Source organism: Maritalea myrionectae DSM 19524, from assembly GCF_000423365.1.
GTDB lineage: Bacteria > Pseudomonadota > Alphaproteobacteria > Rhizobiales > Devosiaceae > Maritalea > Maritalea myrionectae.
Map to the genome: position 1 here is coordinate 127,016 of NZ_AUHV01000002.1, position 12,832 is coordinate 139,847.

12 protein-coding genes are annotated in these 12,832 nt (G+C 53.8%); 3 read left to right on the forward strand and 9 right to left on the reverse strand.

Annotated elements, in window-relative coordinates; all coding sequences use genetic code 11:
* Nucleotides 1-94 precede the first annotated feature (94 nt).
* The 4 genes from guaA to G549_RS0100685 form a co-directional block, all read right to left on the reverse strand.
* On the reverse strand, nucleotides 95-1,663 hold the full coding sequence (gene guaA / locus G549_RS0100670; RefSeq protein WP_027833410.1) for a glutamine-hydrolyzing GMP synthase: 1,569 nt from the start codon (nucleotides 1,661-1,663) through the stop codon (nucleotides 95-97).
* Nucleotides 1,664-1,776: 113 nt separating this feature from the next.
* On the reverse strand, nucleotides 1,777-2,235 hold the full coding sequence (locus G549_RS0100675) for a DMT family transporter (protein WP_027833411.1): 459 nt from the start codon (nucleotides 2,233-2,235) through the stop codon (nucleotides 1,777-1,779).
* Nucleotides 2,217-2,762, reverse strand: a complete 546-nt coding sequence (locus tag G549_RS0100680) for a GNAT family N-acetyltransferase (RefSeq protein ID WP_036220700.1) — start codon at nucleotides 2,760-2,762, stop codon at nucleotides 2,217-2,219. Before G549_RS0100680 ends, G549_RS0100675 begins: the two co-directional genes overlap by 19 nt.
* A 6-nt stretch (nucleotides 2,763-2,768) precedes the next feature.
* Nucleotides 2,769-3,320 carry a helix-turn-helix domain-containing protein gene (locus G549_RS0100685; RefSeq protein WP_027833413.1) on the reverse strand — a complete coding sequence of 184 codons (552 nt, stop codon included), beginning with the start codon at nucleotides 3,318-3,320 and terminating at the stop codon, nucleotides 2,769-2,771.
* Between the two features lie 311 nt (nucleotides 3,321-3,631).
* Between G549_RS0100685 and G549_RS18355 the strand changes: the two genes are divergently transcribed.
* Together G549_RS18355 and G549_RS0100700 are read left to right on the forward strand one after the other, a co-directional pair.
* Nucleotides 3,632-4,891, forward strand: a complete 1,260-nt coding sequence (locus tag G549_RS18355; protein WP_169449583.1) for a DEAD/DEAH box helicase — start codon at nucleotides 3,632-3,634, stop codon at nucleotides 4,889-4,891.
* A gap of 350 nt (nucleotides 4,892-5,241) precedes the next feature.
* Nucleotides 5,242-6,177, forward strand: coding sequence for a prenyltransferase/squalene oxidase repeat-containing protein (locus G549_RS0100700; RefSeq protein WP_027833414.1), 936 nt, complete (start codon nucleotides 5,242-5,244; stop codon nucleotides 6,175-6,177).
* A gap of 12 nt (nucleotides 6,178-6,189) precedes the next feature.
* Here the strand turns inward: G549_RS0100700 and G549_RS0100705 are convergent, their stop codons facing one another.
* From G549_RS0100705 to guaB, 5 genes are all read right to left on the reverse strand, one after another.
* Entirely contained in the window at nucleotides 6,190-6,570 is a 381-nt protein-coding gene (locus tag G549_RS0100705) for a hypothetical protein (protein ID WP_036220705.1), read from the reverse strand.
* 47 nt (nucleotides 6,571-6,617) lie between these two features.
* Nucleotides 6,618-8,015 carry an HD-GYP domain-containing protein gene (locus G549_RS18360; protein WP_051213063.1) on the reverse strand — a complete coding sequence of 466 codons (1,398 nt, stop codon included), beginning with the start codon at nucleotides 8,013-8,015 and terminating at the stop codon, nucleotides 6,618-6,620.
* Nucleotides 8,016-8,090: 75 nt separating this feature from the next.
* Nucleotides 8,091-9,386, reverse strand: coding sequence for an RsmB/NOP family class I SAM-dependent RNA methyltransferase (locus G549_RS0100715; RefSeq protein WP_027833416.1), 1,296 nt, complete (start codon nucleotides 9,384-9,386; stop codon nucleotides 8,091-8,093).
* Between the two features lie 7 nt (nucleotides 9,387-9,393).
* Nucleotides 9,394-9,822 (reverse strand): MAPEG family protein, encoded by a 429-nt coding sequence (locus G549_RS0100720; protein ID WP_027833417.1) that lies wholly within the window; start codon nucleotides 9,820-9,822, stop codon nucleotides 9,394-9,396.
* Nucleotides 9,822-11,324 carry an IMP dehydrogenase gene (gene guaB / locus G549_RS0100725; RefSeq protein ID WP_027833418.1) on the reverse strand — a complete coding sequence of 501 codons (1,503 nt, stop codon included), beginning with the start codon at nucleotides 11,322-11,324 and terminating at the stop codon, nucleotides 9,822-9,824. Before guaB ends, G549_RS0100720 begins: the two co-directional genes overlap by 1 nt.
* Nucleotides 11,325-11,639: 315 nt before the next feature.
* On the opposite strand from guaB, the gene G549_RS0100730 reads away from it, so the two are divergent.
* Complete coding sequence (locus tag G549_RS0100730; RefSeq protein WP_027833419.1) at nucleotides 11,640-12,182, forward strand: outer membrane protein; 543 nt, start codon at nucleotides 11,640-11,642, stop codon at nucleotides 12,180-12,182.
* The last annotated feature ends 650 nt before the right edge of the window (nucleotides 12,183-12,832 follow it).

A 12,832-nucleotide genomic window follows, 5' to 3' on the forward strand; every position in this document is an offset into this window, starting at 1 on the left:
CGCCGACTTCCGGCCCTACGCCGCGCTGCGCTGGCTTCGGGCGTTCGGACCTAAAATTGCTCCACCGGAGCAATTTTCCGCTACGCGTCGGTCCTCACTCCCATTCGATCGTGCCTGGGGGCTTTGAGGTCACGTCGTAGACGACGCGGTTGATGCCTTTGACTTCGTTAATGATGCGTGTGGCAGTGCGGCCGAGGAATTCCATATCGTAATGATAGAAATCGGCGGTCATGCCATCTACGGAGGTGACGGCCCGCAGGGCGCATACGAATTCGTAGGTACGGCCATCGCCCATCACGCCGACGGTTTGCACCGGGAGCAGCACGGCGAATGCCTGCCAGATCTTGTCATATTGGCCGGATTTGCGGATCTCATCGAGATAGATCGCATCGGCCTTGCGCAAAATGTCGGCTTTCTCTTTGTTGATACCGCCGGGGCAGCGGATGGCCAGGCCCGGTCCGGGGAACGGGTGGCGGCCCACAAAGCTGTCGGGCAAACCAAGCTCGCGGCCCAGTTCGCGCACTTCGTCTTTGAAGAGTTCGCGGAGCGGCTCAACGAGCTTCAAATTCATCTTTTCCGGCAAGCCGCCCACATTGTGGTGGGATTTGATGGTCACGGAGGGACCGCCGGTAAAGCTGACGCTTTCAATCACGTCGGGATAAAGTGTGCCCTGCGCCAAAAACTCAGCACCGCCCACTTTTTTCGCTTCTTCTTCAAAGGTTTCGATGAACAAGCGGCCAATGATTTTGCGCTTTTCTTCCGGGTCAGACTTGCCGTCCAACTCGCCCATAAAGGTGTCTTCGGCATCCACATGCACCAGCGGAATATTGTAGTGGTCACGGAACAGGGTCACCACCTCTTCTGCTTCATTCATGCGCAACAGGCCATGATCCACAAAAATACAGGTCAGCTGATCGCCAATCGCTTCGTGGATCAAAACCGCGGCCACCGACGAATCCACGCCGCCGGACAGGCCGCAAATCACTTTTGCGTCGCCCACTTCTTCGCGGATACGCTCAACTGCCATTTCGCGATAGGCGGCCATGGTCCATGAATTGTCGCATCCGCAGATTTTATGGACGAAATTAGAAATCAGTTTCGCACCATCCGGGGTGTGCACCACTTCGGGGTGGAACTGCACCGCAAAGCGCTTTTTCGCTTCATGGGCAATCAGCGCAAAAGGTGCGCCGGGCGATTTGCCTTTCACCACAAACCCTTCGGGAATATCCACCACGCGGTCACCATGGCTCATCCAAACGGGGTATTTCTGCCCGACTTCCCACACGCCTTCAAACAGCGGGCATGGCGCGATGATTTCCACATCAGCGCGGCCAAATTCGCGGTGGTCGCCGCCTTCAACTTTGCCGCCGAGGGACATGCACATGGCTTGCTGGCCATAGCAAATGCCAAACACTGGCACATCCAGCGCCCAGATGTCGGGATGGATTTCTGGCGCCATTTCATCGGTCACGCTTGCCGGGCCACCGGAAAGGATCACGCCTTTGGGCTTGAGGGTTTCAAGCTTGTCGCCAAGATTGTTGAAGGGATGAACTTCGCAATAAACGCCCGCCTCGCGTACGCGACGTGCAATAAGCTGGGTCACTTGTGAACCGAAGTCCACAATGAGGATATTCTGGGTGGTGTCGTGGATGATGTCTGTCATGGCGACGCTTTACCCGCAATTGTGAGATTCCGCAACCGGGATTCACGCCGATTCTGGCAAAAAGTGAGTGCAATTGACGGTTTTATTTGCCCGGGCTGCCCGGCAACTTGAATTTACCGCCAAATCACCAGCAACGCGCCGATAAAGACAAGTGTTGCGCCGAGCATCGCCTGCACATTCACCGGCCGTATTTTGTGATCAAACAGGCCGAAATGGTCATAAAGCAAGCTGGCGCAAATCTGCCCCACAATCACCACCAGAATAAAGGGCGCCACGCCCAGTCGCGGCACGGCAAAGATCGACACCAAGACTTGATAGACGCCGATCAGTGCGCCCAGCCACACCCAGGGTGGCATGGTGCGCACCGCCTGCACATCGGGCATCGGCACCCTTGTTAGGATGGCAACCAAACTGATGGCGCAGGTCGCAATCAGAAAAGCAATCAGTGTCGCAATGATGGGATTGCCCAGGCCTACAGCCATACGGGCATAGATGGGACCCTGCGCCGCGATCAATGCGCCGCCCAAAATGGCGGCGACCATCAGCCCGCCGATTAGCCAGCCTGTTGGCATCGGCGCTCATCCAGCGTTTTGTACATATAGGTGGTGGCGTGGAATGCGTCGTCGGTGGCGTTTTTTCCAAAATTGGGAATGATCCCGGCCACCTTATAGCCCATGCGGTGATAGAACGGTTCTGCCCCGCCGCCTGTGCGTGTGTCCAGCGTGATCTGCCAGCGATGATGGGCCCTTGCCTCCTCTTCCAGCCGCGCGATCAAGTGATGGGCAATGCCTTTGCGGCGATGGTCAGGATGCACCATCATTTTAGAGACTTCCCCACGATGGGGCTGATTGTCGGGCATCCCTAATATCAATTGCGCCGTGCCCACGGCCCGCCCCTCTTCCAGCGCCAAAAACAAGGCCCGGTCGCCGCTTGCCACGGCGGGTCGGATCGACTCTTGCCAGAATTGACGCGCGCGCTCAGCGCTCAAGGGGGCGATAAAGCCAACCGCGGCGCCATTGTTCACCGTTTGCTGCAAAATCTCGACAAGCTGATCGAGTTGCTCGTCAAACGCCTCCAGGGTTGCGCGAATAATCTTCATGGTGCCTCACACAAGAACAATAAAATAGTCCGCACCGCTATCCGGTGGGGTGATAAATTCCGAACTGGCGAACAATTGATAGCGCAGGCAATCGCCTGCCTTCAGGCTAAAGTGATGGTCATCGACGCGGATAAAGAGCGCGCCCTCCAGCATGATCAAATGATGCTCTAACCCCGCCAGCGACGGCTGGTCATAGATAATCTGCTTGCCCGGTTCCAACGTGCCGCGAATGACTTCGGCTTTGAGTTTTTCAGCGGGTGGCGACACTTTGGTGCGTGTAAACCCGGATTTGGCGTCGTGCCACACCTCTTGGTCAGCCTCGCGCACCAAGGGCACAAACTCGTCTTCCACCATCGCCATCAGCCGCGACATGGGCAGGCCATAAACCGCACACAATTTGCCCAACACTTCGGCGGTTGGACTCACCTCACCTTTTTCCAGACGTGACAGGGTGGCGCGACTAATGGCGCTTTGCTGCGCCAATTGATCGAGCGTCAAATCGGTGTCTAATCGCAATTGCTTCAGCCGTGCGGCCAGATTGGTTGAAAAACTGTCCATATTGCCTCCATTTCTCTAAAATGAGATATTTTCTCATAAATGGCAATAGCTAATTTGTGCCGGAAAACGGCGCAATCGGGCTTATTTCCTGAATTCGCTTGACTTTCATCGCGCTAAATGTTGAATGGGCGCATTATTGGACCGGCCCGAAAATGATTTTTTGGCCACGCGCTATCAGAATGGCAATCAATGCCATATGCCGAGCAACGTGACTCGGATGCTGCCGGCGCCAACAAACGAAAGATATCCCATTGAGTTTTGAATTATTCGGCTTAGCAAAGCCGATTCTTGCCGTTTTGCCTAAACTAGGCTTGAACGAGCCCACCCCTATTCAATCAAAAGCCATTCCGGCTGCGTTGGATGGGCGTGATATTGTGGGCCTCGCCCAAACAGGCACCGGCAAAACCGCGGCGTTCGCGCTGCCGATCGTGCATAAATTGCAAGCCCAGGGCGCGGTGCCAAAGAACAAGCGTTTGCGCGCTTTGATCTTGTCACCAACCCGTGAGTTGGCTGCGCAGATTCACGAATCTGTACGCAACTATTCGGCCCGCACCAATTTGCGTGTGGCCACTATTGTTGGCGGCGTGTCTTATCGCGTGCAGAAAAACCAGTTGCAGCAGGGTGTCGACATTTTGATCGCCACACCAGGCCGTTTGCAGGACATGTTGAAGCAAAATGCGCTGACATTGGATGATGTGCAGATTGCCGTTCTCGACGAAGCCGACCAAATGCTTGATATTGGCTTCCTGCCTGCCATCAAAGAGATTTTGAACCTGACACCAACTGAGCGTCAGACCCTTCTGTTCTCTGCTACTATGCCAAAAGAGATCCGCAAGCTGAGCAATTCACATTTGCACCAGCCGCTTGAGCTTTCTGTGCCATCGAACAAACCAACTGCCGACAAAGTCGAGCAAATGGTTATTTCCATGGGCAAAGGCGACAAGATTGAAGCGATCTCTGACGTATTGTTGGAGCATGATGACAAAACAGCCATCGTATTCACCCGCACAAAGCGCGGTGCTGATAAAGTGACCAAGCGTCTTGGCGTGTCCGGCATCAAAGCCGCTGCGATCCACGGCAACAAGTCACACAATCAGCGCGAGCGTGCGCTCAAGCAATTCAAAAAAGGTGCCTGCAAAGTGTTGGTCGCGACTGACATTGCTGCGCGGGGCATTGACGTGCCTGGCGTTGGCTTGGTGATCAATTATGAATTGCCTGAAGTGGCTGAATCATATGTGCACCGTATTGGCCGTACGGCCCGTGCTGGTGCATCTGGCTTGGCGATTTCCTTCTGTGATGCTGAAGAGCGCCCCTATTTGGGCCTGATCCAGCGTTTGATCAAGTTGGATATTCCTGCAGTTGATTTGGAAGGCGAAAGCGTGGAAATCGAAATCCCACGTGGCGCCCCACCAAAACGCAACCAACGCCGCGGTCGCGGTGGCCCACCACGCGGTGGCCGTAACAATGGCGGCGGCGGTCGTGACGGGCAGCACAAAAATTCTGCCCCAAAAAATGCCCCCCGCAAAGGCGGCAAGCCACGCAGCCGCAAGCCACGTCGCGACGCAGCGTAGTTTGGTTGACAGGTAAAAATTTGAAAGCCGCTGATTTTTCAGCGGCTTTTTTTATGGGTGTGCTTTTGTGCGCGCACCCGCCGCCGGTAGTGTGCTCACGCCAAGTAGCGCCCCCGCAATCTTTGGGCGCAGCTACTCAGGCACACCTTCACTTCCACATCCCCATCGCTGCAAACCCCTTTTTTGGGATGGTGAAACATGTGGGTGGTGTCAATGCTAACAAAATGGGTGCAGTGGGGTGCGGAAACTCAAATGACACCAACAGAAATCGTAATCCACGGCCGGAGCATCCATGCATAGCTTTGACCGAGATCAACACGACCTAACACGCCCATGCTAATCTTTTTGGCATGACCCAGGATGAAATCATCGATTGGCTTTTGGCGGGTGATCCGGCCATTCAATACCAAACCTACCGCGATTTGCTTGGCGAAGAACGGCCCGAAATTCGTGCGCGCATTGCAACGGAGGGGTGGGGCGCGCAGTATTTGGCGGCGCGGAAGCCCGACGGGGTGTGGGGCGATCGCTTCTATCAACCCAAATGGATCAGCTCGCATTATACGCTGCTGGATCTGAAATTGTTGAATATTGCCCCCGATCATGACCCTATCCGCGATAGCATCCGCAAGATTTTTGCTGAGCAAAAGGCCGATGATGGCGGGATTCGGTGCGGGTATTCCCACCCCCGCAGTGATGTTTGCGTCAACGGCATGGTGCTGAACTATGCCAGCTATTTTGGCACCCCTGCCCCTGATGTGGCATCAATCATCGACTTTTTGCTCGGCCAACACATGCAAGATGGCGGTTTTAACTGTATGTCTAACCGTTCGGGCGCGCATCACAGCTCGTTGCATTCCACCATCTCTGTGCTGGAAGGCATCCACGAATATTTGCGCAATGGCTACACCTATCGCGCCGACGAATTAAAGGCCTGCGCAGCTGCGGCACGCGAGTTCATTTTGCTGCACCGTTTCTATAAGTCGGACCATACGGGTGAGATTATTCGCAAAGACTTCTTGCAACTCAGCTTTCCACCGCGCTGGTACTACAATATTTTGCGGGCCCTCGATTATTTTCAGGCGGCGCAGATCCCATGGGATGATCGAATGCAAGATGCAATAGATGTCTTGCGCACCAAGCGGCGAAAGGATGGCCGCTGGCGCACCGAGGCTGCGCGCGCGGGACAAGTACATTTCAAAATGGAAAAAGGCCGCCAACCCAGCCGCTGGACCACTTTGATGGCGTTGCGGGTTCTTCACGCCTATGGGCAACAGGACGGCAAATGATTTGTGTGCTGATCACGTGAGGCGCAAATAGGAACGTGCTTTGTTGAGCAGTTTCAGCATTAGAAAAGACAAGATGTAGGAACTGACGACCACCGCCATGAACTTTTTCGCATCTGTGCTCGGCCAAAGATAAATCATCACTGCGCCGTGCCCGACCAGCATCGCGATAAGTGCAATTTTGACATGGCGAAATGTCGAAATAAGCAGGCCGAGCGCCGTTATCGCGGCAAACAGCTGGTGCGTATAGTGAAGTGTAATGCCAAACCCTACGCCTCGCGATGTGCCAAAAACATTTATGATTGACGCGATGATTTGGGACAATATCCCCCAGTCAATAGCCGCAAGCAATACAATCAAAAATGCGCTGAGAAGAATATTTTTCGACGTTGCCATAAGTGCGATTTTCAAACTTCTCTTAGAAGACGTCGAATATTCAGACGCTATACGGCCGCTTTCAGCTCGCCTGCATGGTTTTCTATCGTCGGCAATTGGTCGAATTTGGCAATCGCTGCGCAAAGGGCGGTGAAGCAATTGCGGTCAATGGCGTCATCCACCATTTCGCGCATAATGCCGAGTGCTTTTTCAACCGGCATGGCCGCGCGGTAAGGTCGATCCGCGGTCAAGGCGTCGAAAATGTCGGCAACGGTCACGATGCGCGTGTCCATATCGATCTGATCGCCCTTAAGACCGTTGGGATAGCCTTTGCCATCCAAACGTTCATGGTGACCGCCAGCGACAGGTGCGATGTCGCCAAAAGCTTTGATGTTGGCCAATATCTCCATGGAAAAAACGGGGTGCTTTTTGATTTCTTTGAACTCATCCTCATCCAGCCGCCCTGGCTTATCGAGCACGGAGTTGGACACACCCAGCTTGCCAATATCGTGCAACAGGGCCGCACGGCGCAACCAGCGGCGTTTTTCTGCTGAATAGCCCATCTGCTCGGCAATCAGATCGGCGAATAATGTCACCCGTTCGGAATGGCCCGCTGTGAAGGGGCTTTTGCTGTCGACCACCTGCGCAAAGGCTTGAGCAATGTCGTCCAAATAGTCTTCGTCGGCGATGCGTGCGCCCTGGCCGGGCTCAAATTCATAAATGACATTTGAAAGGTCATCTCGTGCCAAGGTTTTCCAATAGGCTTGGTCATCGGCCAACGCCAAAAAAGCATCGGCCACCTTTGGATCAAACCAACTGCCGGACCGCGATTGCACGGCATTGATCGCTTCATCACGACCGTCATTCATATAATAAACGTCAACCACTTGCCCCAGCAGTGCGATTTGCGAATAAAGCGGGATTTCCGGGCCTTTCAGCTTGTCGGGCTGTCCCCGACCATCCCAATGTTCATCAAGATTCAAAATCCCCTGCTGCACATTGTCGTTGAAGTGCATTTGCCGGGCGATTTCTGCCCCGCGCTGACACCGTGTTTCCAGCAGTTCACGGGTGATCTCGCCACCATGGCGCAGCGTGCTGACAATCGAGCGGAATCGGTCGGCCATACTGGCTTTGACCCCCGATTGGGTGATCACAAAATTTAAGACCTGCGGCAGGCTCCCATCAACCTTTTTAAACTCTCGTTTAAAGGTCAAATCGTCGGCCAGATAGTGCGCGCAGATGCGCGCTGCATTGCTGGAACAGCCCAAGTCTTTCAGCAAAATCGTGTAATAGAGGTCGGACAATTGCGCTTGGGTCAGCCCAAGTTTTTGCCCGACATTGATGCCGGTCCAACACGCGCGGACGCAGTGGCCAACGGGCTGACCTTCAGTGATGTCCAGCGCATGGCTGAGCGCGGAAAGCAGTTCGGCCACGCGGATTTTGGTTTTTGGCTGCGCAGGTGCCATCTTCGCCTCTGACGAAAGGGATTTTCGCCAAGTTAGGCTGTTTGCTTTAACGTTCCACTAAAGCAGGCAATAATTTTAGGCGTTACGCTGCATCACGGCGAAGTAAAATCCATCCGTGCCGGTTGTGCCGGGCGTCAGGGTAATGGATTTGAGGTCTGATGACCAAGGTTGCGGCTTATCAAAGCCAAACAAATCCTGCCAAACCTCCCCTGCCGACACCAGTTCAAAGCTTGGATTTTCATCCAGAAACGCATAAATCTGGCCCTCATTTTCCTCTGGGAAAACGGAACAGGTGATGTAAACCAAAAAGCCGCCAACTTTGACAAAGGAAATGGCTTGCGAAAGCACTTCTTCTTGCTCTTGCAGGCGCACATCGAGTTGTTCGCGGCTTAGGCGCCATTTGGCGTCGGGACGGCGGCGCCAGGTGCCGGATCCGGTGCACGGCGCATCAACCACAACTTTATCCATGCTGTCGAGCAGGTCGTCCAGCGAACCATCTTCGGGCTGGCGCACTTGAATATTGCGTGTGCCCGCGCGCTTGATGCGCTCAAAAATGGCCGACAGGCGCTTGCGGTCGCTGTCATAAGCAAAGATTTGGCCCTTGTTTTCCATCGCAGCAGACATGGCGAGGCTTTTGCCTCCCGCGCCGGCGCATAGGTCAAGCACCTTTTCCCCCGGACGGGCAAAGATGAGATCGGAAACGATCTGACTGCCTTCGTCCTGAATTTCATACCAGCCTTTTTGAAAGCCTTCTTCTGCCTGCACATTCGGCGTGCGCGAGTCGCGCGTGCCCGCGGGCATACGAACACCGCTTAAGGCGGTTTCAGTGGCCACCGGCTTGACGCGTTTTAAGGCTTTGAGCACCTTGTCGCGGTTCGATTTGAGCGTATTCACCCGCAAATCAACTGGCGGACGACTGGCCAGGGCAACGCCCTCATCAACCCATTCCTCATCAAAATTGCGCTCAAACGAATTTTGGCACCATTCGGGAATGTCCGCCTGCACGTGCAGTGGCGCATCGGCCAGCGGATTGGCGCGCGTCAGCATCGCGGCCTCTTTTTCGCTCACAGGTTCGGGCGCAAACTTATCGCCCTCAAATTGAGCGTTGAGGCTTTCGGGCGTTTCGCCCCACTCGCGCACCAAGGTCGCCAGCGCCAAATGCCGCCCGGTGTTGCCACCCGCAATATGGGCATTGCTCAGTTTTTTGCGCAGGGCATCATACACAATGTTGCCAATGGCGGCGCGGTCGCCCGACCCGGCAAAGCGATGCGACAAGCCCCAATCTTTCAGGGCATCGGCCACAGGCCGCTTGCGCTGTTCAATATCATTGAGCACTTCAATCGCTGCACTTAATCTGCCCGGTAAACGCATTCTCGCCTCACAAAACCCAAATTAGCTCAATCACGAGGTCAATCCAGCCGATGGTCAACAAGGAAAGGCCCGCAAAATAAGCGTAGAACCGGCGATATACACGGTTTGTGGTGCAATGGATATAGGCATGCACATATCGCGTGATCACAAAGCCAATCGCACACAGCAAAAAGATGCCCGGCACAAACCGCACCGCAAGGCAAATCGCCACGCCGGCATAAAACAGCACCGGCAATTGGAATTGGTTGTTGAAATTATTGGCCACCTGTTGCGACTGTTCCGGCCAATTGCCGTCATTCAGCGCGATGTCCGCCACTTTCACTTCGCCCGATTGCACCAAGGGCAGCCGCAGCCGCCCCAGGTAAAATAGAACCCCAAGCGTTAGAGCCACTTGTGCAAAGGTGGTCAGCAAAAGCAGCTTTTCAAAACCTGTCATTAACGCCCACCGCGATAGTTCGGGCTTTCACGGGTGATCGACACGTCGTGCACGTGGCTTTCACTCAATGATGCGCCAGAGATTTGCACAAATTGCGCTTCTTCGCGGAATGATTTCAAATCTGGCGATCCGGTATAGCCCATGGCCGCGCGCAAGCCGCCAGCCAGTTGGTGCAACACATTGCCCGCCGGGCCCTTATATGGCACTTGGCCTTCAATGCCTTCAGGCACCAGCTTCATGCTGTCGCTGACTTCTTGCTGGAAGTAGCGGTCGGCAGAGCCGCGCGCCATGGCGCCAACAGAACCCATGCCGCGATAGGATTTATAAGAGCGGCCCTGATAGAGGTAAACTTCGCCGGGGCTTTCATCTGTACCCGCCAAAAGCGAACCGACCATGGCGCAATTTGCCCCACCGGCCAATGCTTTAGCCAAATCCCCTGAGAATTTGATTCCGCCATCGGCGATGATCGGAATGTCAGACTTTGCCGCCTCTTCAGCGCACGCCATCACGGCGGCCAGCTGAGGCACGCCCACACCAGCGACGATGCGTGTGGTGCAGATTGAGCCAGGCCCAATGCCCACTTTCACGGCGTCTGCCCCCGCATCGATCAGTGCGCGTGTCGCTTCGGCTGTGGCCACGTTGCCTGCAACGATCCGCACTTTTGAATTTTCTTTCTTCAACCGCGACACAACTTGCGCTACTTGCGTGTTGTGGCCGTGTGCTGTGTCGATCACCAACAGGTCAACCTCTGCATCGATCAAGCGCAGTGAGCGCTCATAGCCTTTGTCGCCTACTGTTGAAGCAGCAGCACAGCGCAAACGGCCTTTGCTGTCTTTAATCGCGTTCGGGTTCAGTTGGGCTTTTTCAATGTCTTTTACGGTGATCAGGCCGACACAGTGATAGTTTTCGTCCACCACCAGCAGCTTTTCAATCCGGTTGGCGTGCAGCAGGCGTTTGGCTTCGTCCTGCGTTGACCCGTCTTTCACTGTGATCAGATTTTGATGGGTCATCAATTCAGAAATGGGCTGTTGCATGTTGGTGGCGAAGCGCACGTCGCGGTTGGTCAAAATGCCCACGAGCTTGCCTATATTACGGCCGCCCATGCCACCATTCTCCACCACAGGCACACCAGAAATGTTGCGCTGCTCCATGATCGCCAAAGCTGCTTCCAAGGGCGCCTCTGGGCCAATGGTGATCGGGTTGACCACCATGCCGCTTTCAAAGTGCTTGACCTGCTTAACCTGCTCGGCCTGTTCTTCCGGCGTCAAATTGCGGTGGATAACGCCCATGCCCCCTGCTTGGGCCAAGGCGATGGCCATTTTGGATTCGGTCACCGTGTCCATCGCGGAAGACAAGATGGGCAATGTCAGCTCAATGTCTTTGGTCACGCGGGTGCGGATGTCGACATCTGCAGGCATCACGCTGGATTCAGCGGGCTGCAACAGCACGTCGTCAAAAGTTAAAGCGATATCGCCAGTTGCGGTGGAAATGATTTTTGCCACGGGTCGAGCCCTCCGTCGGAAGCAGATTTTTCGGAACGATCACAGGACGGTGGGGGAAGCGCCACCATACTATGGTTGGCGAGGGTCAATACCACGCGACTCTGTGTTTGCATAGAGGGGCAGCGCTTAAATTTTAAGAAGTTTTTAAGAAAAGCATTCCCGCCCCTTCCCGCCATCGTTTCCTATTAACGACGCGCTAGTTGGCAGTATTGACGGTCCTTTTTCCAAGCTTTTTAAAAATATCCAGCAAAATCAACCTTATATTAACCCTAACAAATACATAACGGTGGAAATTCAATCATTTGGGGAGAATCCATGTCTTTATTTAAAACATCAATTCTGATCACCACATCAACTTTGCTGATGAGCGGCGCGGCACTTGCAGCCGATCCGGTTGAGTATCCACCATTGCCTGAAGAATATGAATCAAACGGCTTTGATTGGGATGGGTTCTATGCTGGTATTGGTTTAAGCGGAAGTTCACTGAGCAACGATACCAACACAGTTAATCGGGCTTATGTTGATGCTATTATTGGTTTTAATGCCACTTACAATGATTTCCTTGTTGGTGTCGAGGGCTGGGCAAATGTCCATGACGCTATCAATATTGCCGACTACGGTTATGGCATCGGCGTCGAAGGCCGAATGGGTTATCTAGTGACTGATAGTGTGCTTGTATACGGCGGAATTGGCCAATATCTTTTTGACGGCGGCGCACTATATTCAACAGCGGGTATTGGCACAGAGTTTGCCATTTCTGACGAAATGTCCTTGGATCTCGAATACAAATATTGGTATACACAAGCAAATGATTATTCCGGCCACAGTTTAGGCGCTTCTGCCCTCTGGCACTTCTAATCTACGCTACAGCAGCATTTTTTAAATCCCCGGCCGTTGGTCGGGGATTTTTTGTTTGTAAAATTAGACGTAGATTGAAATTCCAACTTTAAATTCGGTTCTCCTTTGGTCATTGCTCGGCTTGATTTCGGCGTCCAAATTACGCCCGATCACTGCACAACAGATAAGGCCAAACGCCAACAATTTCTAAACCTTGAGTTGTGATTCTCAATCATTGGTCCATTTCCGCATGCAAGAAACCTCAGGCTAAATATCTTTTATTAAACAACAAAACTGAGCAGAGCCAGCTCATCTAGAGCCACATATTGTACTTCCATCAAGAAAACTTATCCCCGCCCCTCTGGACCATGATAAAATCAAACTCATCTCCTGCCCCAAGCGGATTGTTGACGGATGATCGGGGTATATGCGGCCAGCTGGCCGCGCGAAGGGAGAGACGGTGGGTTTGCCGGACGCGGTGGCCGCGCCGCCATGTTGGTTTTTCCCGACACCGAGGGCGTTCTTCTTAGGATGGGGATATTGGGTCAGCACCCCGAACCAGATTGGCTTAGCGAAAAATGCCGTTGGCGCGAGATGGGAATAGGCTCAATTTCTAGCGCAACATTGCGAGTTTTGCACCATCTCGTGCCCCGCAAACTGACGGATATTGT